This is a genomic window from Microcoleus sp. BR0-C5 (assembly GCF_036705045.1).
Lineage (GTDB): Bacteria > Cyanobacteriota > Cyanobacteriia > Cyanobacteriales > Microcoleaceae > Microcoleus.
Genome location: NZ_JAUBTR010000027.1, coordinates 4,697 through 28,469, shown reverse-complemented (window position 1 = coordinate 28,469; position 23,773 = coordinate 4,697). Strand labels below are relative to the sequence as shown.

Annotated in this window: 26 protein-coding genes; 9 read left to right on the top strand and 17 right to left on the bottom strand. The window is 47.6% G+C overall.

Translation table 11 applies throughout. From position 1 onward, the window contains the following. The first annotated feature begins 28 nt into the window (after window positions 1-28). Window positions 29-652, top strand: coding sequence for a DUF3859 domain-containing protein (locus QUB08_RS15025; RefSeq protein WP_333225454.1), 624 nt, complete (start codon window positions 29-31; stop codon window positions 650-652). Then, window positions 653-2,431, top strand: a complete 1,779-nt coding sequence (locus tag QUB08_RS15020; protein ID WP_333225453.1) for an asparagine synthetase B family protein — start codon at window positions 653-655, stop codon at window positions 2,429-2,431. Between the two features lie 57 nt (window positions 2,432-2,488). Here QUB08_RS15020 and QUB08_RS15015 read toward each other — a convergent pair whose 3' ends face one another. Then, window positions 2,489-2,635, bottom strand: coding sequence for a hypothetical protein (locus tag QUB08_RS15015; RefSeq protein WP_333225452.1), 147 nt, complete (start codon window positions 2,633-2,635; stop codon window positions 2,489-2,491). A gap of 7 nt (window positions 2,636-2,642) precedes the next feature. Between QUB08_RS15015 and QUB08_RS15010 the strand changes: the two genes are divergently transcribed. Continuing rightward, window positions 2,643-3,788 (top strand): alanine racemase, encoded by a 1,146-nt coding sequence (locus QUB08_RS15010; protein ID WP_333225451.1) that lies wholly within the window; start codon window positions 2,643-2,645, stop codon window positions 3,786-3,788. Window positions 3,789-3,994: 206 nt separating this feature from the next. Further along, window positions 3,995-5,308 carry a hypothetical protein gene (locus tag QUB08_RS15005; protein ID WP_333225450.1) on the top strand — a complete coding sequence of 438 codons (1,314 nt, stop codon included), beginning with the start codon at window positions 3,995-3,997 and terminating at the stop codon, window positions 5,306-5,308. Between the two features lie 432 nt (window positions 5,309-5,740). On the opposite strand, the gene argJ is transcribed toward QUB08_RS15005, so the two are convergent. The 4 genes from argJ to rpsF form a co-directional block, all read right to left on the bottom strand. Then, window positions 5,741-6,982: a bifunctional ornithine acetyltransferase/N-acetylglutamate synthase gene (gene argJ, locus QUB08_RS15000; protein WP_333225449.1), complete on the bottom strand. Its 1,242-nt coding sequence runs from the start codon at window positions 6,980-6,982 to the stop codon at window positions 5,741-5,743. A gap of 327 nt (window positions 6,983-7,309) precedes the next feature. After that, on the bottom strand, window positions 7,310-7,450 hold the full coding sequence (locus QUB08_RS14995) for a hypothetical protein (RefSeq protein ID WP_333225512.1): 141 nt from the start codon (window positions 7,448-7,450) through the stop codon (window positions 7,310-7,312). 61 nt (window positions 7,451-7,511) lie between these two features. Further along, a complete protein-coding gene (locus QUB08_RS14990; protein ID WP_006631905.1) occupies window positions 7,512-7,706 on the bottom strand; it encodes a hypothetical protein in 195 nt (64 codons plus the stop codon). Window positions 7,707-8,410: 704 nt separating this feature from the next. Beyond that, on the bottom strand, window positions 8,411-8,746 hold the full coding sequence (gene rpsF, locus QUB08_RS14985) for a 30S ribosomal protein S6 (RefSeq protein WP_015176119.1): 336 nt from the start codon (window positions 8,744-8,746) through the stop codon (window positions 8,411-8,413). A 15-nt stretch (window positions 8,747-8,761) separates the two neighbouring features. Between rpsF and QUB08_RS14980 the strand changes: the two genes are divergently transcribed. Together QUB08_RS14980 and QUB08_RS14975 are read left to right on the top strand one after the other, a co-directional pair. Then, the gene (locus tag QUB08_RS14980) at window positions 8,762-9,679 is read left to right on the top strand and encodes a carbohydrate ABC transporter permease (RefSeq protein WP_333225447.1); all 918 of its coding nucleotides are present in this window, start codon (window positions 8,762-8,764) and stop codon (window positions 9,677-9,679) included. Between the two features lie 97 nt (window positions 9,680-9,776). After that, entirely contained in the window at window positions 9,777-9,929 is a 153-nt protein-coding gene (locus tag QUB08_RS14975) for a hypothetical protein (RefSeq protein WP_333225446.1), read from the top strand. A gap of 129 nt (window positions 9,930-10,058) precedes the next feature. Here the strand turns inward: QUB08_RS14975 and QUB08_RS14970 are convergent, their stop codons facing one another. From QUB08_RS14970 to QUB08_RS14940, 7 genes are all read right to left on the bottom strand, one after another. Further along, window positions 10,059-12,614, bottom strand: a complete 2,556-nt coding sequence (locus QUB08_RS14970; RefSeq protein ID WP_333225445.1) for an HDIG domain-containing metalloprotein — start codon at window positions 12,612-12,614, stop codon at window positions 10,059-10,061. Window positions 12,615-13,043: 429 nt separating this feature from the next. Beyond that, complete coding sequence (locus tag QUB08_RS14965) at window positions 13,044-14,192, bottom strand: ADP-ribosylglycohydrolase family protein (RefSeq protein ID WP_333225443.1); 1,149 nt, start codon at window positions 14,190-14,192, stop codon at window positions 13,044-13,046. A gap of 174 nt (window positions 14,193-14,366) precedes the next feature. Next, window positions 14,367-14,807 (bottom strand): type II 3-dehydroquinate dehydratase, encoded by a 441-nt coding sequence (gene aroQ, locus QUB08_RS14960; RefSeq protein WP_242718570.1) that lies wholly within the window; start codon window positions 14,805-14,807, stop codon window positions 14,367-14,369. Window positions 14,808-14,905: 98 nt separating this feature from the next. Next, window positions 14,906-15,043, bottom strand: a complete 138-nt coding sequence (locus tag QUB08_RS14955) for a hypothetical protein (RefSeq protein ID WP_333054680.1) — start codon at window positions 15,041-15,043, stop codon at window positions 14,906-14,908. A gap of 299 nt (window positions 15,044-15,342) precedes the next feature. Then, window positions 15,343-16,599 (bottom strand): competence/damage-inducible protein A, encoded by a 1,257-nt coding sequence (locus tag QUB08_RS14950; protein WP_333225441.1) that lies wholly within the window; start codon window positions 16,597-16,599, stop codon window positions 15,343-15,345. Then, complete coding sequence (locus QUB08_RS14945; RefSeq protein ID WP_333225440.1) at window positions 16,557-16,814, bottom strand: hypothetical protein; 258 nt, start codon at window positions 16,812-16,814, stop codon at window positions 16,557-16,559. Before QUB08_RS14945 ends, QUB08_RS14950 begins: the two co-directional genes overlap by 43 nt. Next, the gene (locus tag QUB08_RS14940; RefSeq protein WP_333153078.1) at window positions 16,780-17,835 is read right to left on the bottom strand and encodes an MraY family glycosyltransferase; all 1,056 of its coding nucleotides are present in this window, start codon (window positions 17,833-17,835) and stop codon (window positions 16,780-16,782) included. Before QUB08_RS14940 ends, QUB08_RS14945 begins: the two co-directional genes overlap by 35 nt. Before the next feature lie 128 nt (window positions 17,836-17,963). On the opposite strand from QUB08_RS14940, the gene QUB08_RS14935 reads away from it, so the two are divergent. Continuing rightward, window positions 17,964-18,152 carry a hypothetical protein gene (locus QUB08_RS14935; RefSeq protein WP_333198677.1) on the top strand — a complete coding sequence of 63 codons (189 nt, stop codon included), beginning with the start codon at window positions 17,964-17,966 and terminating at the stop codon, window positions 18,150-18,152. Window positions 18,153-18,290: 138 nt separating this feature from the next. On the opposite strand, the gene glyA is transcribed toward QUB08_RS14935, so the two are convergent. Continuing rightward, a complete protein-coding gene (glyA, locus tag QUB08_RS14930; RefSeq protein WP_333225439.1) occupies window positions 18,291-19,574 on the bottom strand; it encodes a serine hydroxymethyltransferase in 1,284 nt (427 codons plus the stop codon). 168 nt (window positions 19,575-19,742) lie between these two features. Between glyA and QUB08_RS14925 the strand changes: the two genes are divergently transcribed. Together QUB08_RS14925 and QUB08_RS14920 are read left to right on the top strand one after the other, a co-directional pair. Then, window positions 19,743-19,940 (top strand): hypothetical protein, encoded by a 198-nt coding sequence (locus tag QUB08_RS14925; protein ID WP_190739976.1) that lies wholly within the window; start codon window positions 19,743-19,745, stop codon window positions 19,938-19,940. 142 nt (window positions 19,941-20,082) lie between these two features. Next, complete coding sequence (locus QUB08_RS14920) at window positions 20,083-20,556, top strand: Tic20 family protein (RefSeq protein WP_333081032.1); 474 nt, start codon at window positions 20,083-20,085, stop codon at window positions 20,554-20,556. Between the two features lie 219 nt (window positions 20,557-20,775). On the opposite strand, the gene QUB08_RS14915 is transcribed toward QUB08_RS14920, so the two are convergent. The 4 genes from QUB08_RS14915 to QUB08_RS14900 all read right to left on the bottom strand — a co-directional run bounded on the left by QUB08_RS14915 (window position 20,776) and on the right by QUB08_RS14900 (window position 23,114). Next, entirely contained in the window at window positions 20,776-21,141 is a 366-nt protein-coding gene (locus QUB08_RS14915) for a hypothetical protein (protein ID WP_333225437.1), read from the bottom strand. Continuing rightward, a complete protein-coding gene (locus tag QUB08_RS14910; RefSeq protein WP_333143794.1) occupies window positions 21,116-21,469 on the bottom strand; it encodes a DUF433 domain-containing protein in 354 nt (117 codons plus the stop codon). The genes QUB08_RS14915 and QUB08_RS14910 overlap by 26 nt, the downstream gene beginning before the upstream one ends. A 122-nt stretch (window positions 21,470-21,591) precedes the next feature. Next, window positions 21,592-22,362: a fumarylacetoacetate hydrolase family protein gene (locus QUB08_RS14905; protein WP_333225436.1), complete on the bottom strand. Its 771-nt coding sequence runs from the start codon at window positions 22,360-22,362 to the stop codon at window positions 21,592-21,594. Between the two features lie 95 nt (window positions 22,363-22,457). Further along, window positions 22,458-23,114: a 5-formyltetrahydrofolate cyclo-ligase gene (locus QUB08_RS14900; protein ID WP_333225434.1), complete on the bottom strand. Its 657-nt coding sequence runs from the start codon at window positions 23,112-23,114 to the stop codon at window positions 22,458-22,460. Window positions 23,115-23,773 lie beyond the last annotated feature (659 nt).

Genomic DNA, 23,773 nt, shown 5'->3' with positions numbered 1-23,773 from the left:
ATATCTAATTTTAACTGGAAAAAACTTTATGGAACCTCGACTCACTCAAACTCAATTAGCACAGGTGATCGCTGAAATCGACAAGTTATCGCAGCAGCGCGAGTTAGAATTGGCCCCAGATCAGGTAAGAGAAATTTTACGGGAGTTGAATCTTCCTGATGAGCTTTTAGAAGATGCGATCGCCCAAATGCGCCGCCGCGAAGTCCTAGAAAAACAGCAGCGACGCAACCGTTGGATCGCGATCGCCTCGACAGTTGTTGTCATTTCTGCGATCGGTATAGGCGTGCTGTTCGGGCAAAATCAGCAACAAAAAACTGCTCAAGTTGTGGGAGGAGAAGACAGGATTGCGCTATCTCAAAAGGGCGGTGACAGCCTCACTCAAGTCAACCGTCAAATCAACCCCCGCATCTACTACCAAGTGACGTTGAAAAATGCTCCGATCGGCAATCAGTTGTCTCTGCAATGCGATTGGATTAATCCCAGCGGTGACATTGTTCATCAAGGCAGGTATCAAACCCGCACGATCAATACTGCGGTTTGGAATACGCACTGCTTTTACGATCTCGGATCTGCTGCTGCCCCCGGCAAATGGGAAGTTCGGATGTCCCTGGATGGGCGCGTCATCAGCAGTGAACCTTTCACGGTGAAATAGATGGGTGCGATCGACAAACCTTCACATTTTATCGGCTATTGGGGACTGGACGATCTCACAAAAACGCTCAGCCGTTTAGTCCCAGACTACTGCATTCGGCAGGGCAAATTATCAGAGTGGGCGATCGCCTCTGCATCTGTACTCACGGCTGACACAGTGACGCTGAATGCTTGCGGGCGCGATCGGGCGACGGATTTTCCGGGAGATGCTTGGGCGGCGGTAGAAGCGAAACAGCTACGGCTGGGGCGCGATCCGTTTGGGCGAGTGCCGTTGTACTGGATGCAGTTGGGAGAAACGATTTGGTTTGCGACGCGCCTGCAATTGCTGCTACCGCTGATTGCTTCCCCTCAAATTAGCCCGATCGCCCTACACAGTTATGCTTGCTTTTCCTACGTGCCCACGCCGTTAACGCCGATCAAGCAAATTGCATCCGTAGCCGCAGGAAGCGAGATGATTTGGGAAATCGCCGATATTAACAATCAGCCGAAAGTACGCGCGGCGAAGCTATCCCGTAGGGAATCGCTGCCATCGGCTTGGCAAGAAGCGCCCCAATTACTGCGGCGGGAGGATGAGGCGATCGCACAATTGCAAGGGCTGTTGCAACAGGCGATCGATCGACAAGTGGCCGATTTGCCGATCGACGAACCTGTAGGCGTTTTACTCTCCGGTGGCATCGATTCTTCGCTGGTGACGGCGCTGCTAGTGAAAGCAGGCTTGCAAGTGCGCGCCTATGCCCTCGATTTTGGTGTCGAAGCCTATTCCGAACTGCCCTACGCCCAACAGGTGGCGGACTTTTTCCAGATTCCGCTGATCCGAGTGGCGGCGACGGGTGATGCAGTGTTGCGCGCGATCGGGCCAACCGCCAAAGCCCTCGATTTACCCTATGGAGACGGCACCACGGCTGCACTGTTTTTACTCAAACAGGCGGCGGCGCAAGACGTGCGAGTTGTATTCAATGGCGAGAATGGCGATCAGCTATTTGCTGGATGGACAAACAAGCCTTTGATTGCACACGGAGTTTACAGTGCAGAACATCCCGCCGGAGGAGAAACCTTTGAACAGCAGTATTTGCGGACGTTTCAGCGATTTTATGGTTATGAAAAACAGATTTTTTCGCCAGAAATGCTCGATCGCATCCAGTCTCACGATTTGAGCGTTTACCTGCAAGACGCGATCGATCCCGGTTGTTTGTCGAAGAGGTGTCCTTCCCTGCTAGCGAGGCTGCGGCGTGCTTCGCTGATGCTCAAAGGTGCCCAAAATATTCAGCCGAGGGCAACGGCATTGGCGTTTGCTTGCGGTTTGTGGGTGCGATCGCCCTTCTGCGACCCTGACCTCACGGACTGGACGTTTCAACTCCCTGGCGAGCTTCTACTGCAAGGTGCGTGCGAAAAATACATCCTCAAAAAAGCTGCCGATCGCTGGTTGCCGCCGGAAATTGTCTGGCGGGAAAAGCGCGGGATGGGTGTGCCGTTGAAGGTTTGGTATTACGGGGAGTTTTGGGCTGCGATCGGCGATCGGCTGAATCCGAATCTGTTGCGATCGCAAAATTGCTGGCAGCCCCATTTGGCCGACTCGATGTTATCGGGACAACTCGGAGTTGCCATGCGCGATCGCTATATTGGCAATAATCTCTGGCTGCTGCTGATGTGGCAGGCATGGCGAACCGAGGTTTTAGGCGAAATTCCGGTTAAGCGATCGCTGGATCATGTGTTTTGGTTGCCACCGGCGATCGGGCAGCGCATTTGGAAATATCGAAGGAGGTTAACTGTTGACTGTTGACTGTTGACTGTTGACTGTTGACTGTTGACTACTATTCACTCGATTTTACAATCTTCCTTATTTCTTCTTCCTTCTTCCTTCTTCCTTCTTCCTTATTTCTTCTTCCTTCTTCCTTCTTCCTTCTTCCTTCTTCCTTATGACTGAATCTTTGCTACAGAATGAAACCAAAATACATTCGCCGCCGTTCTCCGAAGCATTAGCCAAGCGACTTTTGTCAACTTATGGTTCGCCCTTATATGTTTATCAGGCCGATATCCTCCGTCAGACTCTTGAGCATATTACGCGATCGATCGACTATCCGCACGTTCAGTTTCATTTTGCTAGCGTCACCAACGGCAATATTGCTCTGTTGCAATTGATTCAGCAGGCTGGTTGGGGGCTACACGCGAATACACCGGGGGATGTTTTTTTGGGGCAGAAAGCGGGTTTTACGGGCGATCGCATTGTCTACACCGGCAGTAACCTCAACAGGGCCGATATTCAGCAATTGATCGAGTGGAAGATCGATCGATTTAACTTCGATAGTCTGTCGCAACTCCAAGATTTTTGTGAATATTCGCGCAGTCAACCGCGATCGATCCGTGCCGAAATTGGACTGCGCCTCAACTCACAGGAATTGACGGGAGACAGTCGGATTGGAGTGCGTCCCGCCGAATTCGAGAAAGCCAACGAAATCGCGCAGCAGCAGGGGTTGAGGATTACCGGATTGCATTTTTATCGGGGGACTGGAACTAATGCCACGAGTGCTTTTACGCAGGCGATCGATCGCCTAATTGCGATCGCCCAAATGTTGCCCGATTGGCGAACCCTCGATTTTGGCGGTGGTTTTGGCTATCCCTATCGAGGCGGTGCAGTGTTTGACTGGCGGGAGTTTGGTGCGGCGATTACTGAACGATTGAGTGCGCTATCTCGCCCGATCGAGTTGGTGATTGAACCGGGACGATCGGCGATCGCAGCTTGTGGCGTTTTGCTTGCGAAAGTTGTGTCGGTGAAGTGGTTGGGCGACCGGCAAATTGTCGGTGTCGATACCACTGTATCAAATCTATCAGTGCCTACGGTGCACGGGGGCTATCGGGCGATCGCAACTTGGGAAACTGGCGATGTATCGCGACATGAAACGGATATTTGTGGCAACACGACTTATTCGCGGGATTATTTGGGGCGCAACTGTTGGCTACCGAAACTCAAAATTGGAGATGCGATCGCGATTTTGGATAGCGGGGCTTACGGCTATGCGATGTCGTCGCATTTTCTGCACCGCCCCCGCCCTGCTGAGGTGTTGATTGATGCTAAGGGCGATCGATTAATTCGACAGCGAGAAGACTATTCTATTTTGTTAAACGGGCAAATATTTTAATAGGGCATTGGCCAAACAGGGCATTGGCCAAACAGGGCATAGTTTCTTCCTTCTTCCTTCTTCCTTCTTCCTTCTTCCTTCTTCCTTCTACTTATTATCTCTCTTCTCTTCCTCTGCGTCCTCTGCGGCCTCTGCGGTAAAATCCTTCCAAAACAACCGTCAACGATATAAATCCATTAAATCAATCAGGAGTAACCGAAATGGGAATGAAATGCGTCCAGTGTCAAACAGACAACATTTTGAGCGATCGTACAAGCAACTCAGGTCGCTGTAAACGGTGCAACCATCCGTTTGTGTTTGAACCCACTACCGTCACTGATAAAAAGTTGGCATTCACCGATCCATTTTTCAAAAATGCGATCGAAAATATTTCCAGCCAAAATATGTTGTTTTTTACGCACAAACAGTTTTTGTATTTTATTGACCAAAAGCTTAAATCTCGCGCGCCAGAAACCAGTTGGATTTTGACCTACTTCTTGTTTAGCGTATTTATGGGCATCTTCGGCATTAACTGGGCTTCTGCTATTTTTCCGTCACAATTCTCAGTTGTTATTCCCTTCGCTCTCTACAATTTGATTTGGATAGGGCTATTGTTCAACTACAGCAAATCTCCTGCTCAAGGTATTCGCGGCAGAAGAAATAATGCTAAAAACCTCCAGATTTTAGGGGTAATTATTTTAGTGCTGGGCATTTCAGGAAGCCTAATATTTGATTATTCTTCAGGATACATCGTAGCGATTACACTAGGGCTATTTTCCTACTGGCTGGGTACCTCACAAAAAAAACGCCCACAGATAACGGGTGAAATATTTCTCGTTAATCAAGCGCAGAGTGATGAGTGGCTGCGAGACTGGCAAACAGTAAACGGCACATTAGAAAAACTGCTCCCTGCTGCTCGTCAAGAGGCTTTGCCCGCCACCATCGATCGCGAAGTCAGCGCCTACAGCTTTGATCGCGCAATTATCTGTGACAGTGACGAAATAGCTCAATTCCTAATTGCCAACAACGTCCATTTTGAGAACAACTGCGCCATTCTTAGTATTAGTGGCTATCCCCAAAGCATCTTCAACACCGTAATCGAAATGCTGCGCCGTAATGCCGATTTGAAAGTTTATGCGCTGCACAATGCGAACCCTGCTGGAGTTGGCTTGGTAAATCAACTACGAACTAATCCAAACTGGTTTGCGAATCAACAGGTGACAATTTTTGATTTAGGCATTTCTCCCCGTCAAATCTTAGCAACCCGTGATATGTTTGTGCAACAATCTCAAACAATGGCACAAACCGCCCGTCAATTACCCGACGCTGTAAGGCAAAGTTTAACAGCAGAAGAACTAGCATGGCTGGATGCAGGCCATTTTGTGGAATTGGAATCGTTTACGCCGCAGCGGTTGTTGCGCGTGGTGAATTATGGACTTGCTCAGAGTGGCGAACCGCAGGGTAACGAGGGCTTAATATTAGTGGATGATAATGTTGGATATGGCGGCGGCTATGTGTTTGTCTCCGATAGTTTTGGTTAGGGCGTGTTTTCAAACTTTATATAGCCTTTCGAGCTCTCATATGAGGTACTCATGGGCATAGGGCATAGGGCATAGGGCATAGGGCATAGGGCATAGGGCATAGGGCATACCTCACTTTTTTGAGAACCGCTATATTAGACTTATTAATAATAAGCTTAAAAAGTATTGAAACTTATTCTGAATAAGATTTTTAGCGCTCTTTTGTTAAAATCCTAAAAAGCTTATCTTGGTAAGGGCTTTAGCGATTTTCAAATGAGGAGCAAAAAAGCTGAGGTTAACTCGGTGAGTAAAGGTTTCAAATTTTTTAATTTCCCCCCACGGGGGGAAGTTGAGTTTAAATTGTGGGAAATTTGCCTTCAACTTTCTCTCGTCTGGTTTTGTTTGTGTAGGCGCGGTTTCTAACCGCCCGGACTTGTAATCGCCTGGACTTATTTAAGTCGTATACTCGGCATTAATCTTCACGTAGTCGTAACTCAAATCGCATCCCCAAGCTTTCGCAAAACCGCTGCCACTCCCCACACTAACCTGAATTAAAACCGTATCAGCCTTCAAATATTCCCCCTCCGCAGCCGCTTTCATATAATTACTTGCAGCAGCCCGATCGAACTCTTTAGGTTGTCCGTTTTCCATCATCAAAAAATCCCCTAATTGAATCCGTAAATTCTCTTGATCGAAAGCGACACCAGCGCGCCCAGCCGCCGCCGCAATTCTGCCCCAATTCGGATCGCGTCCGAAAATAGCAGCTTTCACCAAAGAAGAACCGACAATTGTTTTGGCAATTTTACTCGCAGAAACTTCATCCAGCGCGCCACTAACTTGCACTTCCACCAAACAAGTTGCACCTTCGCCGTCACGGGCGATCGCCTTTGCTAAATGCACGCAAACTTCTGTCAGCATCGCCTCTAATTTTTCAGCATCTGCTCCCATTTCCGTAATTGCCGGTGTGCGGGATTGACCGTTCGCCAAAGCAATTAGCGAATCGTTGGTACTGGTATCGCCGTCAACAGTAATTTGATTGAAACTTCTGTTAGCCGCCCGACTCACCATTTCTTGCCACAAATGCGACGATACTGCTGCATCGCAAGTTACAAATGCCAGCATTGTTGCCATATTCGGGTGAATCATTCCCGAACCTTTGCAAATGCCACCGATGCGGACGGGTCGATCGCCAAACATGGTTTCCAGGGCGATCGTTTTCGGCACTAAATCAGTCGTACAAATAGCCTTAGCGGCCGCATCGGAACCTGTTTCCGATGCCTCAGCAACTAATCGCGGAATTCCAGCCCTCAGCGGCTCCATTTTTATCCGCTGTCCGATGACGCCCGTGGAGGCCAAAAGAATAGATTCTGGAGGAATATTCAGCGCTTCTCCCAACAATTTGGCACTTTCGAGGGCATCTGCCAAACCTTGTTCGCCAGTAGCAGCATTAGCTTGTCCCGCATTGCACAAAATTGCTTTCGCGCTGGGTTTAGCTTGCAAACGCTGGCGGCAGTAGTCCACACAAGCGGCCCGGACAGTGGAGGTTGTGAAGACTCCGGCGGCGATCGCGTCTACCTCTGACAAAATTAAACTTAAATCCGGCAAGCCTGAAGGCTTCAAGCCCGCTGTAATTCCAGATGCTCGATACCCTCTGGGTGCTGTAACTCCGCCGTCAATTTCTTTCCAGTCCGACATGATGACCTCCCTAGTAGCCTTCAATCTGCTGAAAGGGGATTATACCATTTTAGATTTTAGATTTTAGATTTTAGATTTTAGATTTTAGACTTCGGCGTGAGCGCTCAGTCGAACGATTTTAGATTTTAGATTTTAGATTCCCCATTCTTTTGAACCCAATTTCCCATTCCCCATTCCCAATTCCCAATTCCCCATAAAACTAATCGCGGCTTCCAATCTAGAGTTAGAACTCAAGAAGAAGTCGCGACGGTTTTGTAATTGACATTATTAATTTTTAGCTGGCAAACAACAAACTCGATTCAACTATCTCGCCGTTGAAAAAAGGAGTTATTTGCGATCGATACTCGCTGGAGAACCAGCATCTAAACCAACTTCAGCAGCCGCACGGCTAAGCATGGATTCCTGACGGTTTTTAACGACGTGTTGATGGCGCATCATCAGGTTGCGGGCTTGTTCTTGAGTTGACATAACTGATTTCTCCAAATTATAGGTAATAACTTCGTAGACAATTGTCGAAATTGAGCTTGCCCTAGCTCATGGTGGCGTTGCTGCGATCGTAACTGGCTTGAAAGCTGGGCTGCGGTTTGCCTTGAATGTGACCCCAGTAGTGCGTATCTTCCATCCCGACTTCGGTGGCGGTGCGGTTGAGCATGGATTGCTGGCGGTTCTTCACCAGTTGGTGGTGGCGCATCATCAGAGAGCGAGCTTGATTTTCGGTAGACATATGCGGTTCCTCCGTATTCTTTAGATTAATGTTGGGCTTGTTTTTTCTTCTCTTCTATCACTATAACAGACACTTCTGTATCTAAAGCTACCAAATCACAATTGTCACAAAACTTTACAATTGGGCTATGGGGCGAGAATCTCGATTGAGGTTGCAGGGAGTGCGATCGAGCTTTGGCGCGTTGATTCATACCCAACCCCAAGCAGCAGTTGGCAAAATTTGACAATATTCATCTTCTAAGTGCCACATTTTGGCGGCTACGTAATTGCTAGTGGCAAAAATAACTTTATAGTTTGGTTCAGAGTTATAGATGCAGAATTTTGCCTCTCAAGGGAGTCGAATTTGCCTTAGTTACCAGTAAATTTAATAAGTAGCGAATCACAATTAGATTTACAATGATTAAGCAGCTATGCTCAAGCATAGTCAAGTTTTTTGTAGTCAACTAGATAAGATAGTTGGGCTAAGTGAGTCGCCCTCCTCATCCTCAAAAAGCGAGGTTTCTTTTTTGATAAAAATAGATTAAGTCCCAGCAGTCTCCCCACAAAAAAGAGCGATCGTCATCCCCTAGAAAAACAATCGCCCATTCACCTATAATTTCAATCAACATCAAATTCCGCCCTTAACAAATGCGTGCCGGGGAATAAGCGGCCCTAATCGTCAAACACTAGACTGGTACTACATAAGACGTTAAGTTGACACGAAGGCTACTCGGCGACTTCAGCTTCCGCTTCCGCTTCCGGTGCATCTGGCACATCTTGCTTGATTGTCAAATAGCGAATCACTTCTTCGCTCAGACGCATCGCGCGTTCCAGGGTAAAAATTGCAGCGCCCGGAGCTGTATAGTTCATTTGAACGTATACTCCGTCCCGGTGCTTGCCGATTTCGTAAGCCAAACGGCGCTTGCCGCGGTGCTGAGTTTCGATGTTTTCAGCACCTTGATCGCGCAAAATAGTTTGATATTTAGCGATCGCCTGGTCTGTCATTTCTTCACCCAAATCAGGGCGCAGAATGTACATAGTTTCGTAAATAAACGGTTTCATGGCAATAATCCCCTTATGGACAACAAGGCTTCTCACGAAGCAAGGACTTATCATCATATCCCAACAATGAACAATCTCAAAACTAAAAAACCAAATTCCCCAAACAACACTCCCTCGCCGTGGAGCACCCTGTGGACGTACAGCCTCATGAGCGCGATCGCACTTTTAATGCTGTTTCCCTTGCTGTGGCTGCTCAGTACCTCCCTCAAATCCCCCAACGAAAACATCTTTCAATTTCCCCCGCAACTGTGGCCACAACAGCCAACCCTCGAAAACTTCATCAAAGTTTGGCAAACCAACCCCTTCGGCCGCTACCTGTTCAACAGCACCCTAATTGCCGGCCTGACAGTTAGCATCAACGTCCTCTTTTGCGCCCTCGCCGCTTACCCCTTAGCCAGACTCAAATTTCGCGGCCGCGAAGCCATCTTAATCACAATCATTTCCACAATCATGATTCCCTTCCAAATAGTCATGATTCCCCTATACATATTGACAGTACAGCTCGGACTAAAAAATAGTTATTTAGGCGTAATCTTTCCCGGACTAGCCTCAGCCTTCGGCATATTTTTATTACGACAAGCATTTCTAGCAGTTCCCAAAGAACTAGAAGAAGCAGCCCGCATCGACGGCTGCAGCGAATTAGGCATTTGGTGGCACGTCATGATTCCGGCAATTAAGCCAGCTTTAGTCACCCTAGGAATTTTCGTATTTATCGGTTCTTGGAGCGACTTTCTGTGGCCACTGCTAGTTTTAGACAGGCCGGAATATTACACTTTACCTTTAGGCGTAGCCAATTTAGCGGGGACATTTTCTTTGGATTGGCGTTTAGTTGCGGCGGGTTCTATTATTTCTATTGTTCCAGTTTTAGGACTATTTTTGCTCTTGCAAAAATACATTGTGCCAACAGAAACTGCTGCGGGAGTCAAAGGATAGAATGAGGGCATGGGGCATGGGGCATGGGACATGGGGATTGGAAGTCCAAAATTAGTATTTATTCCTTCTGCGATACAACTCACAAAATTTATTGGTTATGTACGAACTACCGGACATCCGCTGGATTGTAGACCGCGCTGGGGCTGTAGATACTATAATCGCTTTTGCAAATGCGATCGATGCCCAAGACTGGCAAAAATTGCGATCGCACCTAGCTGGCGAAAGAGATATCGACTCTTCGGAATTTTGAGGAATCAAACAAACTATGGTAATTGTCAGCGGCAATACTCAAGTGCATGGCGCTTTGCGGGACAAATCGCCATGAAATCTCATTCACAACTGAAATGCCAACTAATTTTTCATAACTAAAAAAATTCGCCTACCTGGGAGTAAAAACTGCACTAGGGTAAGCAATCCGCTTGTGATTGAACTGTTCCCAAACCCGCACAAAAATCTCCGCAATTAAAGACATATCCTCCCGCGTTAAATCCGAATCAATCAACTGATTATCCTGCCAGCGAGCCCTCAAAATCTTATTAACCATATTCAAAGCCTCTTCATGAGTAGCATCCTTGAGCGATCGCAAAGCAGCCTCGCAAGAATCCGCCAGCATCAGAATCCCCGTTTCCCGCGACTGCGGAATCGGCCCATCGTAGCGAAAATCCTCCTCCCTCACTTGGCGACTTGCGATTGTTAACTTTGAATTATCCGCATCTGGCAAAGCAATCTTTAAATCTTCTGTTTCTTTGGCAGCAATTTGCTGTGCTTGGTGGTAGAAATAAGCAATCAACATTGTACCTTGGTGTTCGGGAATAAACGCCTGAATTGCCTTCGGCAATCGATGCTTCCGCGCCATCACCAAACCCTCGGTAACGTGCTTTTTAATAATCTCCGCGCTCGCCCAAGGGTCATTAATTTCATCGTGTTTGTTGCCCCCACCCATTTGATTTTCACAAAATCCGAGCGGGTCGTGCATTTTTCCAATATCGTGGTATAATGTCCCAGTCCTGACCAGCTCAACATTGCAGCCGAGTTCCCGGGCAGCAGCCTCCGCCAAACTCGCCACAAACAGCGTGTGCTGAAAAGTCCCCGGAGCCTCGGCAGCCAATTTCTTCAACAGCGGGCGGTTCGGATTGGCAAGTTCCGCCAGCCGGATCGGCGTAATCAAGTCAAAAACGTGTTCCAAATAAGGGCTGATGCCGATCGCCACAACGCTCCAAGCCAAACCGGCCAAACTTTGCGCGCCCACCGTACCGAGTACCACGTACCAAATCGCACCTGCAGCCGCGCTGGCAATCAAAGTCCCCACCAGATAAACCGTGCCCTGAGCCAAGCCGACAGCCACGCCCAAAAGAGCCAATTCCTCGCGCGATCGCAGCCGCCCGGCCATAAAAGCGCCCAGCAATCCCCCCGCCCCGCTAGCCACCAAATGAATCAAGTCCACATTTAAGCCAACGGGCAGCAGCGCCGACAGCAGCCCCACCACAGTCACTCCCACTGCCGAACCGTAGAAGCCGCCCGCTAAAATCCCGATCGCGGGCAAACTCGTCCAAGGCAGCCCCAAACTCACCAGCACTGGCGCGCTCAAAGTCAGCAGCAGCAATAGCAAATGATCTCTCCGGCGCAAGCGGTAGTGCCTTTCCACCAGCAGTACGATCGCAATTGCCCCCGCAACTAAACAAACAAAACCCGTCAGCCCCAGCCAATTCACTCCCCGTCGGCTCAAACCAAAATAGTCCAGCAACACGAAATCTTGCTGCGATATCTCTTGTCCTTGTGCAACAATTATTTCGCCCTGATCTACTGCGATCATCACCGGTTTCACCTTTTGCGCCGCCAATTCAGCTAGCTGTTTGGTTTCCTCGGGATCTCTCACCAGATTTGGCTGCAAAATCGCTGTTAAACCCTCCACCGCCAAAGCTTGGGACTCTAACGGCACTTCATCAGCCACTTGCAGCTTCACGGCTTCTTTCAAAATCTCTTTTGGCAACCCCTGCGGGATACCTTGAGCCACCATCCTTTTTGCCGCCCGACTCATACCGGTTTGGGTTTTCTGCCAAGCTGCATCCGACAAATCAAACAGCGAAGTATCGTAAATCTGTGGGAGTCCCAAAACCGACGGTTTTTCCAGCGCCTCCACAGCATTGAGATAGCGTCGGCGAGCAGAGGAAATACTGTCTGTCAGGCTTTGAAACTCGGCAGCCGGGAGCGATCGGCTGTAAGCTTGCAGTTGAGCGATAGCATCTTGCTGAGACTTGTTATCTGTTGCCGCAGCAATTGCCGGGGAATCCAAACTCAATCGCTCGGAAGTTGCACTTTTGTCACCTGCTTGCGCCACAATAGATCGCCACTCCCACTCAGGACAGCCCCGCAAGTAAACCTGAGCGGCATTTGAGAGCACCGAGGGACTCGCAAACGGAAACGGGCCTACCGCCTCCCGTAGCTCGCTTCCCTGCTCCAAAAATTGTTGCAATTCTTGATAAATTTGTCGATCGACCGCCGAATCCAGCATTAATATCGCTACAGCCCCTATCCGCGCTGCTTTCCGCTGTTCTTCAGTAGTTTTGTAATCGGGTATGCTAGCAGTAGCAGGAGCCTTAATCGTCTGAGGAGCTTTCGTCCCCACATCCAGTTTCGGCTGGTTGTAGAAGCGGTGGCCCAGAGTGCTGCTTAGGGAAACTACCGCTACCAGCGCCAACATAGGGGAACGAGCTTGATTTTTGAGGCTTGATTTGGAGGTTTTACTTGTAAATTTAGTAGTAAAAGTCTCGGGAAGAAGCCATTTCTGGCGCGACAAACGGCTCAGGAGAGGCCCGCTAGTGCGCTCGGTATCTGCTTTGCTGTCGCCATTTTGCACTTTAGCAATGTGTTGGCGCAGTGAGCGCGCAGCCCCTAGCTGCTCAATCTGCCGCATCAATGAGGAGAGCGTATTCATTTGTGTCGAAGATATATCACTGTTATCCAGCAGCTTTGTCAGAATTTCTGACTGTGCATCTTGATTGAGTTTATCCGAACTAGCGTGGCTCTATATTCAACGCCCCAGGCTACTTTGCCTAACTATCGCCAGCAGTTGGGTTTCTTGACTGTGGCCCACAACGCAAGAAGCTTATTTCCTTCCCTTGTCCATCTTGAACAGAACTCGCGCGCGAGGGCTAAAAACCCGGTTTATCGGTAGATTCTTCGTTGGCTAACCCCATATTCTCGTAAAAACCTGCTTTTTTGGGGCAAGCACGTCCGTCCTATTTAATTTTTTACTTTTTAATCTTTAATTGTCGCTCTCCTTCGGCTTTCGTTTTTGACTTGTTAATTGCTAATTTCTCATTGCTAATTTATGCTTTCCCCTCCCTGTTAAAAGCTCCAAACTTTATATTTTACGAGGTCTAATGACATAAGGTGCCGCCACCGATCGGGCTAGCGCTGCGGAATCCAGTCCGGCATCTGGGCTGTAAACTCCTGCCCAAACAGCAAACAGGTTATTTGCTAACTCTACAATTTTTACATCGCTGCCAGTTCCCCAGAGCGAGGGTTCTCGGCCCTCAGCTAGCTGCTGCGAATTAACCTCAGCCGAAGATACCTGTCGCCATTCTACAGGAATCCCAGCAACGCCGTTATAGGCTCCTGACAAAGCTCCTGTCAAAGCGCAGGTTATTTGTCCGGCTATACCACAGCGGGCAGCACGCACCACTGACAAGCGTAAGTCTTCTGGGGTGTTCAAAAAGCAGTAGAAAGCTAAGGCAATGGGAATGAAATTTCCAGGGTTGACAATTAACTCGGTTTGTAATTTTTTTTCACCTTCGCCCTGTCTTTCTCGCAAAGCTGTGGCGCTTTTGCACAGATGAGTGGCGGCTGTTTCTAAATCGGCTCCCTTTTCTAGTAGTATTTGCACTTGCAGCAGCAGCTCTGTTAAGGCATTATCTGTTTTCAGGTAAGCAAGTGTTTGCTCGATCGCTGTCGCGGGGTCAAGTCTTTCTTTGAGAGATCGGGCGATCGTATATGCTACTGCTAAAATTGCTGTTTCCCATTCTGGCTGGTTTTCGTTGTGCCAAACCTCTATCGCCAGCATGATTTTTTCTCGCAGCTTGGCTTTATTTTCGTGAAAAAACATCGCCGATGGCAGCGCAGCAACGGCAGCTTCACCAGGGTTAAGCATGGTTTGAAACTCACTGTTGCGGGGATGGTAGATTTCCGACTTGGCAAATGCTTCCCAAGTATCGCGCCAATCTTTTAAATCTAAACCCTTACACCGAATTAAACTTTGAGCACACGCTACCGCAAGTCTCCCGGATGCGGATGAGTCTTTGCCACTTGGGATTTTACTGTTGACAGAATTCAACGCCAATGTTGCCTCTCTTAGGGTCAATTGTTGGTGTTTCGTCAGTTGTAAAATGGGCTGCAAGTCTTCTGTTTGGGGGGGAATACCCACGAGTTGCCTCTGGTATTGCAGGCCGAGAGAGTCTCCTAAAACTGCCCCTAGGATGGTTCCTTGAAACTTGCTCAACAGGGAATGCCGCATTTGAATTTAACTCAAGTTGTTAGTAATTGGTAATTGGTAATTGGTAATTTAGAATTCTTCCTGGTTTCCTTCTTTGCCTAACTCTTGTGATTAATTAGAATTCAACCCAAACATATAAGGGCTGGTTTTCCATCTAAAACCTGCCCTCATCCGATCGCTATAATCGGTAAATTTTTAATTTTTAATCAGGTAACTAACTAGAGCTTGCAGCCCCAGCAGGTAACTTTCCGATCCAAAACCGCTGATTTGCCCGATCGCCACCGCTGCGATAAACGAGTGGTGCCGAAAAGCTTCCCGTCGGTAAATATTGCTCAGATGAACTTCTACCGCAGGGATATTCACCGCGGCGATCGCGTCTCTAATTGCCACACTCGTATGAGTATAAGCTCCAGCATTAATCAATAAGCCTTGGTGCTGCCCTAACATCGAGTGAATTGCATCCACCAATACCCCTTCATGATTCGACTGCTGAATTGAGACTTGCACCTGGAGGGCTTGCGCTTCTCGTTCTAGCAACTTGTTGATATCATTTAAAGTTGCCGAACCATAAACTCCAGGTTCTCGCTGACCCAATAGATTCAGATTAGGGCCGTGAAGTACCAGGATATTTAACAATTTTAAAATTTCCAGCGCAACAAAAATTATGAGAGTTTTGACATGGTATTTAGAACCAGTCTCCAACCTCAAAGCTCAAACTTTCAATCCAGTCCCGACTATCGGCGATTTCTCGGTTGGTTGACAGGAATACGAATCGGTTCGAGTTCCGGTTGAGCTTCAGGATTCAGCAACCCTTCTATCAGCTTGCGAACCCATTCTTTAATTTGTTCCAGCACCTTTTCAATGTCTTCCATTGAACGGATAGCTCCTTTTCTTATAGTCTAGATTGCTAAACTGACGGCTAAATATTTGAAAATAAGCAAGCACGACTTTGAAACCAAAGGTCAAACTTGCTTTCTCGCTTGCTGGTTATTTTGAGCAAAGGAGAGAATCAGTATATTGGCCAATCAGTCCTATCTTATTATCATAACGAATCTTTACAGATAATCAAGAGGGAAAAGGAAAATTGCCGAATTATATCCGAGTATAGAGTGTTAAATAAAGCTTAAGCTTACGGTTGACTATTGACAATTGACCAATCGTAGGATTTTTTCTACGCTTTGGTCAACAATAATTTACGGCGGAGCCGATCGAGCGCCGTACAGCTACTCAGATTCCGAATCCAATCGCGGCCTCGGCCATCGCCAAAGCGGTATTCAAAACTTTCTGCGTCGCCGTGGGGGCCCGCTAAACCAACATAAACCAGTCCGACAGGTTTAGCATCTGTGCCGCCTCCGGGCCCGGCGATCCCTGTAATGCTCAATCCCCAATTTGTATTGAGGCTGGCGCGAACTCCCGCAGCCATTTGTTTTGCCACTTGGTGGCTGACTGCCCCAAATTCGGCTAAATCTTGCGGATTAACACCTAATAATCCTTCCTTAACCCGATTGTCGTAAGAAATAATCCCACCTAAAAAGTAGCAAGAACTGCCGGGAACACCAGTCAGCATCGCCCCCAATCCACCTCCGGTGCAGGATTCAGCCACGCTAAGAGTTTGCCCCGCATCGAGCAACAATTGGCCGACAGTAGAACCGAGGGTATCGCTATCAGCACCGTAACAGTCTAGGCCAGCAATCTGCAGCAACTGTTGTTCGATCGGTTCAATCAAATTTTTCGCCGCCACGGAGGACTCCGCGCGGGCCGAAATCCGCAGTTTGACTTCGCCGTGATTGGCGTAGGGAGCCACAGTAGGATTAGTTAAATTCAGAAAACTATCTACTTTTTCCGCCAATGCCGACTCAGCAATCCCCCAAAATTTCAATGTGCGACTGTAAATAGTGGCGCTGCACCAGCCGCCATTTTTCAGGTAAGGAACGGCGGTTTCTTGCCACATCAAGTGCATTTCCGCCGGTACGCCGGGAAATGTCATTACTGTCACGTCAGAAACCGGCTGCCAAATAATGCCCGGTGCAGAACCGCTGCGGTTCGGCAGAATGTCCGCAGTTTCTGGAATTAAAGCTTGTTTGCGATTGCTGGGACTCATGGTGCGTCCCCGCTGAGCATATTTGTATTCGATATCTGCAATAATTTCCGGCTTTTCGATGAGGGGAACCCCAAAAAAATCGGCGATCGTTTCGACTGTGAGGTCGTCTGGTGTGGGGCCCAGGCCTCCGGTGAACAGCAAAAGCTGCGATCGACTGACGGCAATTTCTAACACTTGTTTGATGCGTTCTGGATTGTCCCCCACCACTGTTTGATAGTAGTGAGGAATTCCCAGACTCGCTAATTCTTTGGCTAAAAACTGGGCATTGCTATTAAGAATATCGCCTAACAGCAATTCAGTGCCAACACAAATAATTTCAGCAACCATGCAATTTTAGATTTTAGATTTTGGATTTTAGATAGGGAAATTGGGCATGGGGCATGGGGCATGGGGCATGGGGAATTGGGCATGGGGCATTGGGCATTAGAAATTATTTTTCTTCCTTCTTCCTTCTTCCTTCTTCCTTGTTCCTTCTTCCTTCTTCCTTCTTCCTTCTTCCTTCTTCCTTCACCTAGCGTGTCTCCAAACTTTCCAGCTAGCATATCCCAGCAAACTGGTTGCACCCATAGCATAAATTACGCCGCTCGGAAGCGAAAAAGCTAGGGCTAAACTTCCCACCCACAGTGTCAGTGAGTAAATAAATAAAACCGCAAATCGATGGGATAGTCCGGCTTCTAGAAGTCGGTGGTGGAGATGGCGCTTGTCAGCAATAAACGGTGACTTGCCGTTGCGAAGTCGATCGAGAATCACCGCCGACATATCTAAAATCGGTACAGCTAAAATTAAATATGGCAGCAACACAGAAGTAACAGCCGTAGTTTTAACTAACCCAATTACTCCCACTCCCGCGAGAGTAAACCCGATAAAATAAGCCCCGCCATCTCCCATAAAGATTTGAGCCGGATTGAAGTTGTAGCGCAGAAATCCCAAGGTCCCGCCAGCTAAAGCCGCTGCAATCAGGGCCGCTGCCGGTTGGTGCATCGCCAGACTGACAATCAGCATCACAACTGCTGCAATCCCTGAAACTCCGGCCGCTAAACCGTCTAAACCATCAATCCAGTTGATGGCGTTGGCCATGCCGACGAGCCAAATCACGGTAATTGGCAAGCTCAGCCAGCCAATATTAGTAAGTCCCAAGGAGGGAACTGTCAGAAACTCAATTTGTACGCCTGCCATCCAAACGATGCTGGATACGCCTATTTGCATGAGCAAGCGTTTTAATGCCGAGAGCGAAAATAGGTCATCTGCTAAACCGATGAGGAAGAATCCGATGCCGCCGAGGGTGACTCCCCAAATTTCGTATTCGTCTTTGGGATTGAGAACTTGTCCGTTAGCATCGATGAAGCCTCCTGAGAGCCAGACAAATAAGAGGGCAGTGATAGTGCCGAGAAAGATGGAAACTCCTCCCAAGCGCACCATAGGGCGCTTGTGGACTTTTCGCTCGCCTGGCCGATCGACTCGCCCGCTTTTGAGACCAATTTTTTTGACTATTGGTGTACTCCAGAGGACGACGATCGCAGAAACCAGAAAAGCGAGTATGTGGTACAGATACTGGTACGGCATCTGAAATCAATTTTAAATAGTGCGGGGCAATTAGGCTGTCAGGCAGAGTCTACTACATTTCAGATGGCTTATAACAAGGAAACATCTTGAAGAGCGACTGGGGGTTTGGGAGTCGGAGATTTGCCACAATGGCAGTTGCCCTGGGGCGAATTGTCAGGTTGTTCATTCATAACTCTCGAATTAACGATTTGAAATATCGACTCTTTCGCGAGCAAAAAAGTCGATATTTGGCGAGCGGGCCCAGCCCTAGCGGTATCTTTCGCAACCGACAAATACCGTTAGTCAAACCAGCCCCGCCCGACAAATATCTTTACTAAAAACCGTATTGGCGATCGATATTTTTGGTGAAAACCGCTTGTCAATATCGCTACCGGCAACTATCAATCTTTTCCTGCTCTTTTACCCTTTTACCCGTACACTTCCAACTACCAATTCCCCATTGCCGATCAGGAAAATTAAGCTAATGCCGGCACTTTCAAGTACAAGTGGGGATATAACGGGAAGCGATCGCACAGTGCCGCAACTCGTCGCAGGCAGTCGGCTGCGACGCTTTCATCATCGGGATTTAGCAGGCGATCGGCAATAATATTGCCAATCTCGGTAAATTCTGCTGTTCCCATTCCCCTGGTGGTCATCGCCGGCGAACCGAGTCTCAAACCGCTGGTGACAAAGGGCGATGCCGGATCGAAAGGCACGGTATTTTTATTAGCAGTAATATTCACACCGCTGACTAATTGGTCCGCTTGTTTGCCTGTCATGTTTACCGATCGCAAATCAACTAGCATTAAGTGATTGTCCGTGCCGCCGGAAACGAGTTTTAAACCCCGCTGCTGCAACTGTGCAGCTAATGCGCGCGCATTTTCAATTACTTGACCCGAATAAGTTTTAAATTCAGGCTTTAATGCTTCGCCGAAAGCTACTGCTTTGCCAGCAATGACGTGTTCTAAGGGGCCGCCTTGAGTGCCGGGGAACACTGCTTTGTCAAATTTTTTACCTAATTCCGGGTCATTAGTCATAATCAAGCCACCACGGGGGCCGCGCAGGGTTTTGTGAGTGGTGGTGGTGACTGCGTGACAGTGAGGGAGGGGGTTGGGGTGATGCCCTGTGGCGACTAACCCGGCGATGTGGGCGATGTCGGCGAGCAGGTAGGCTCCGATTTCGTCGGCGATGGCTCTAAACTTCTCAAAGTCGATAATTCGCGAATATGCTGAATAGCCACAAATTAGCAATTTCGGTCGGTTTTCTTTGGCGAGTGCCAAAATTTCGTCGTAGTCGAGCTGTTCTGTTTCTTTGCTGACGCCGTAGTGAAAAGCTTTGAACCATTTGCCGGATACGTTGACCGGCGAACCGTGAGTCAAGTGTCCGCCGTGGGACAAATCCATGCCCATAATTCCGTCTCCGGGTTCTAGCAAGCTCAAAAATACTGCAAAGTTGGCTTGAGCGCCGGAGTGGGGCTGGACGTTGGCGTGAGCGGCTCCAAATAGCTGTTTGGCGCGATCGATCGCGATTTGCTCGATGCCGTCAATAAATTCGCAGCCGCCGTAGTACCGTTTCGTTGGCAGTCCTTCGGCGTATTTATTGGTCAGCACTGAGCCTTGAGCTGCCATTACCGCTGCGGAGGTAAAGTTTTCGCTGGCGATAAGTTCTAGGTGGTCTCGCTGCCGCTGAAGCTCTTGCCCGATTAAATCGGCAATGAGCGGATCGGTTTTGGAAAGGAATTCTAAGTTAGTGTCCGTCACAATAATCAACCTCTTGACAAATTTGGGATTGGGAATTGGGGATCTTATACCGTACTACGGATTTCGCCCCATTGATATAAATATTACGTTGTGTTCAGGTTAAGCCGTTTGTCCCCAACTCCTGACATACAATGAAATTACTGGTGTGAAACCTGCCGGAGGTATCAAATGTTAGTCATTTTAATGGAAAATCAGATGCTTGCCCCTCAGTGTGTTTGCCAAAGTTGTTTGCTGGCCGATCGCACAGGCCAACCGCGCTGGAGTGGTGGAGAGCTTCGCTGTGGCCATCCAGTTGCTAAACCTACGGAAAATTTGCCCGATCGGTACGAGTGTCAAATGGGCTTCACGATCGCTAATATTAAATAAAAAAGCCTGCATCTGGTAGTTGGGGCTGCTCCGTGCTGAGTGAAAAGCAAGTTCCGGCAGAGTCGAAACACAAACCCTGCTGCTGCGTTATCCTGAGTTTAATGGAATTCATAGTTAATCGATCGACTCAGGAGAGTTCATTATGACTTGGCGCGGATCTACAACTGTTCCAGACCGGATTTTTGCTTCTTTGCCTTATTTGCTCCCGTTGGTTGACGGGCTTGCCTTTGGCAGGTTTCTGTTTACACAGTTTCCTGTCCTGCAACTGTTGTTGATACCGCTAGCTCCATTGATGCAAATTTATAGTTTGCCTTTTGCTAGCTTGATTATCTTCTTTGCCTTGTATTTAGGAGTAGTTAGAAACGAAAACATCAGTCACTTCATTCGTTTTAATGCGATGCAGGCGATTCTTTTAGACATTGTTTTGATGCTGTGTGGTCTGGTTTTGCCGATTTTTTCTAACGGCTTACAAGTCGCATTTATTGCGGAAACTCTGTATAACATGGTGTTTTTGGGCGCTTTTGCTGCATTTGTCTATGCAGTCGTGCAGTCACTTTTGGGACGCTATGCAGAGATTCCTCCGCTTTCGGATGCTGTTTATATGCAGGTTCGTTAGTCAGTTGGCAGTTGGCAGTTGACTGTTGTTAGTTGTTATCCCTATGATTTTCAAAATGAGGTGAAATCTCGATATTGCGTTAACTGTATCCTCGCAAAATCGTTCATTTTTCCGATAATGAAAATCATAGGGTTTATACCAAATCCAGCTTGCATATCCAATTTATTTCTCTTCCACCTTCTTCCTTCTTCCTTCTACTTATCAATGAGACAAAATTATTCAAACAATCTCTCGCAGATGAACTATTTGATCTTGATATTCATCATTAAAAGATGCCTCAGCAATAAAAATTAATTGCCGAATATTTTGTCCAACACTCAACTTGGAATTGAGGATAAAAATGCCCGGAATATGATGACCTTCAGCCAAATGGTCTGTCAAATGCACGGGCATGGATTTACGATTATTCGTCACCAATATAAAGTTATATTCCTCACACCATTTAATAATTTCTGGATCTAAAGTTCCCCGACTCGGAGCTTCTGGTTCGCCTACACACCAAATTATCAAATTTGGATTGCGTGTAAGGATTTCAGCTTTATAGGTAGGATCTACATTTTCATCCAACAGATAATTGAGACTCATTGATGATTTGTTGGGATTTTTTTTCCGAGCTCAGTTTTTGCAGTCTAACAATACCAAGTGGAGGGTTAAGTTCTTGTGCTTTAAGTTGCTGATGGCTCCACTCCAACCAATCAGCAATGTAGTTACTAACGGCTTCTTTATTGTGCAGATAGTAAAGGATAGTAGCATAAACTTGTTCCAAGTTAAGAGATGGATAAGTTTGAGCAATTTGTTCAGGAGTGCGCGCGCGATGAATGAAATCATAGAGAACAGTTTCAATGCCGATTCGCGTCCCTTTGACCCGAATATCATCTGGCCGCTGAAAGTCAAAATAGTCTTCGAGTTGCATGGGCGAATGATCCTATTTCAAAGTTGGTGAAAATTGACGGGCTAATTGATATTATACAGCAGATTCCAAGCCCTCCCCGTAGGGACAAAGGCTTTCGCCGTGTCCTCACAAATAACCCATAACTAATGAGTGACAGTATTCTCCAGACTGCCGATGCCTTCAATTTCGATGCGGACTCGATCGCCTATTTGTAGCGGCCCTACTCCTTGTGGCGTTCCAGTCAGTATCACATCGCCTGGAATTAGGGTCATTACTTGACTGATGTAGGAGACGAGAAAGTCTGGCGAAAATACCATGCGATCGATCTGGGATGACTGTACCGGTCGCTCGCTCTCATTGACAAAAGTCTGCAATTGTGCAGCAGGACTCAGTTCGCGGACAATCCAAGGCCCCAACGGACAAAAAGTATCGAACCCTTTGGCCCTCGCCCACTGGTTGTCCCGCTTTTGCAAATCTCTAGCTGTTACGTCGTTGGCGATCGTATAACCCCAAATTTTGCTGTGTGCTTGTTCGGGAGTACAGTTGCTACAATGTTCGCCAATTACCAGGGCCAATTCTCCCTCGTAGTCTACCCTTTCCGACTGCTGCGGATAGCGAATCGCTGCACCTGCGGGGATGACAGCACTCGGAGGCTTGAAAAACAACAGGGGCTCAGCAGGTACTGGGGTTCCCATCTCGGCGGCGTGATCGACATAATTTTTGCCGACGGCTACAATTTTTGAGGGAGAGCACGGGGCGAGAATTTGGTAAGTATCGGGTGAAAGTTCCAAATCGGTTGGTTGTCCTTTTAACCAGGGCGGTGCATCAAATACTTGAACGCTGTGGCCCAGTTGCAGTAAACCGTAATGGATGTGTCCTTGTGTTGTTTTAACTCGAACGTAGCGCTGGGCCATACTATTTTAGATTTTAGATTTTAGATTTTAGATTCTAGATTCTAGATTAAGAGGATATAGGCATAATTGCGGAAAATTAATTTGTTTATGCCCGTTTAAGATTTTCGCTGTGCAATTTTGCAACCGCTTTCTGTACAAATGCCGTGCAGCGGTAGATCCCAGGAGTCAACTGGTAGTTGGGGGTTCAAGGCAAATTCAAAGATAATGCCGATCGTAACTTTTGATTCCCACTCAGCTAAACTGAGCATTCGATCGTAATAGCCACCGCCGTAGCCCAAGCGATAGCCGCGAACATCGCAGCCTACTGCGGGTACGAGCATTAAATCTACTTCTGAGTGGTCTATTTTAGGAGCATCCGGCAGTGGTTCAAGTATGCCATAAGCTCCAGTATGTAAAGCATCTCCGGGCTGCCAGATGTGCCAGGATAGCTGTTTGCCGACACAGCGGGAAAATCCCCATTTTTTAGGGGTGGGAATGGCATTTGTGGGACAGGCATCTTGCCTGTCTCCAGAATTGAGCAGGGAAGATGCCTCCTCCACAGAAGATGTAAATAGGGGACTTAAATCTGGTTCTTGGCGACAACTGAAGTAGGCGAGGATTGTGGTTGCCTGGGTGAATAAGGGCGAGTTTTGCAGGTGATTGCAGAGGCGATCGCTCTTTTGTCTCCATTCTTGTGCTGATAGGGATTTGCGAGTGTTGAGGAGCGATTTTCTTAATTCTGTTTTAGTTAATGAAGGTTCAGCAGTATTCATATTTGCGATCGAATCTCTCGTTTTAGTTGCAGCATGACAGGGGTTTAAAACCTTTATCTCACAGCGAAATTCCTCTAAAAGAGGACTACAATTAATTGCATTTTCATCAGATTCTGTAGTCGGTTTTAACCGACTTTAGCTTTGAGGCAGGGGTTTCAACCCCTGCCGGACTGCCGGACTGCCGGACTGTCGGAAAGTATCAACATTCTGTTTTAGTTAATGAAGGTTCAGCAGTATTCATATTTGCGATCGAATTTCTCGTTTTAGTTGCAGTCCGACAGGGGTTGAAAACCCCTGTCTCATAGCGAAAGTCCTCTAAAAGAGGACTACAATTAATTGCGTTTTCATCAGATTCTGTAGTCGGTTTTAACCGACTTTAGCTTTGAGGCAGGGGTTTCAACCCCTGTCGGACTGTCGGACTGTCGGACTGTCGGAAAGTATCAACATTCTGTTTTAGTTAATGAAGGTTCAGCAGTATTCATATTTGCGATCGAATCTATCGTTTGACTCCCAGTCCGACAGGGGTTTAAAACCTTTATCTCACAGCGAAATTCCTCTAAAAGAGGACTACAATTAATTGCATTTTCATCAGATTCTGTAGTCGGTTTTAACCGACTTTAGCTTTGAGGCAGGGGTTTCAACCCCTGTCGGACTGTCGG

Coding starts and splice junctions, on each gene's coding strand:
- argJ (WP_333225449.1), bottom strand. CDS start 6,982: ATGTCGGACTGGAAAGAAATTGACGGCGGAGTTACAGCACCCAGAGGG.
- QUB08_RS14955 (WP_333054680.1), bottom strand. CDS start 15,043: ATGGAAGACATTGAAAAGGTGCTGGAACAAATTAAAGAATGGGTTCGC.
- QUB08_RS15025 (WP_333225454.1), top strand. CDS start 29: ATGGAACCTCGACTCACTCAAACTCAATTAGCACAGGTGATCGCTGAA.
- QUB08_RS14995 (WP_333225512.1), bottom strand. CDS start 7,450: ATGTCAACTCAAGAACAAGCCCGCAACCTGATGATGCGCCATCAACAC.
- QUB08_RS14910 (WP_333143794.1), bottom strand. CDS start 21,469: ATGCAACTCGAAGACTATTTTGACTTTCAGCGGCCAGATGATATTCGG.
- QUB08_RS14965 (WP_333225443.1), bottom strand. CDS start 14,192: ATGCGGCATTCCCTGTTGAGCAAGTTTCAAGGAACCATCCTAGGGGCA.
- QUB08_RS14940 (WP_333153078.1), bottom strand. CDS start 17,835: ATGCCGTACCAGTATCTGTACCACATACTCGCTTTTCTGGTTTCTGCG.
- QUB08_RS14905 (WP_333225436.1), bottom strand. CDS start 22,362: ATGGCCCAGCGCTACGTTCGAGTTAAAACAACACAAGGACACATCCAT.
- QUB08_RS14915 (WP_333225437.1), bottom strand. CDS start 21,141: ATGAGTCTCAATTATCTGTTGGATGAAAATGTAGATCCTACCTATAAA.
- QUB08_RS14980 (WP_333225447.1), top strand. CDS start 8,762: ATGGACAACAAGGCTTCTCACGAAGCAAGGACTTATCATCATATCCCA.
- QUB08_RS14945 (WP_333225440.1), bottom strand. CDS start 16,814: ATGCTAGCTGGAAAGTTTGGAGACACGCTAGGTGAAGGAAGAAGGAAG.
- QUB08_RS14950 (WP_333225441.1), bottom strand. CDS start 16,599: ATGGTTGCTGAAATTATTTGTGTTGGCACTGAATTGCTGTTAGGCGAT.
- rpsF (WP_015176119.1), bottom strand. CDS start 8,746: ATGAAACCGTTTATTTACGAAACTATGTACATTCTGCGCCCTGATTTG.
- QUB08_RS15005 (WP_333225450.1), top strand. CDS start 3,995: ATGAAATGCGTCCAGTGTCAAACAGACAACATTTTGAGCGATCGTACA.
- QUB08_RS14920 (WP_333081032.1), top strand. CDS start 20,083: ATGACTTGGCGCGGATCTACAACTGTTCCAGACCGGATTTTTGCTTCT.
- QUB08_RS14990 (WP_006631905.1), bottom strand. CDS start 7,706: ATGTCTACCGAAAATCAAGCTCGCTCTCTGATGATGCGCCACCACCAA.
- QUB08_RS14900 (WP_333225434.1), bottom strand. CDS start 23,114: ATGAATACTGCTGAACCTTCATTAACTAAAACAGAATTAAGAAAATCG.
- QUB08_RS14975 (WP_333225446.1), top strand. CDS start 9,777: ATGTACGAACTACCGGACATCCGCTGGATTGTAGACCGCGCTGGGGCT.
- QUB08_RS14935 (WP_333198677.1), top strand. CDS start 17,964: ATGGCAGTTGCCCTGGGGCGAATTGTCAGGTTGTTCATTCATAACTCT.
- QUB08_RS15020 (WP_333225453.1), top strand. CDS start 653: ATGGGTGCGATCGACAAACCTTCACATTTTATCGGCTATTGGGGACTG.
- QUB08_RS14970 (WP_333225445.1), bottom strand. CDS start 12,614: ATGAATACGCTCTCCTCATTGATGCGGCAGATTGAGCAGCTAGGGGCT.
- QUB08_RS14925 (WP_190739976.1), top strand. CDS start 19,743: ATGTTAGTCATTTTAATGGAAAATCAGATGCTTGCCCCTCAGTGTGTT.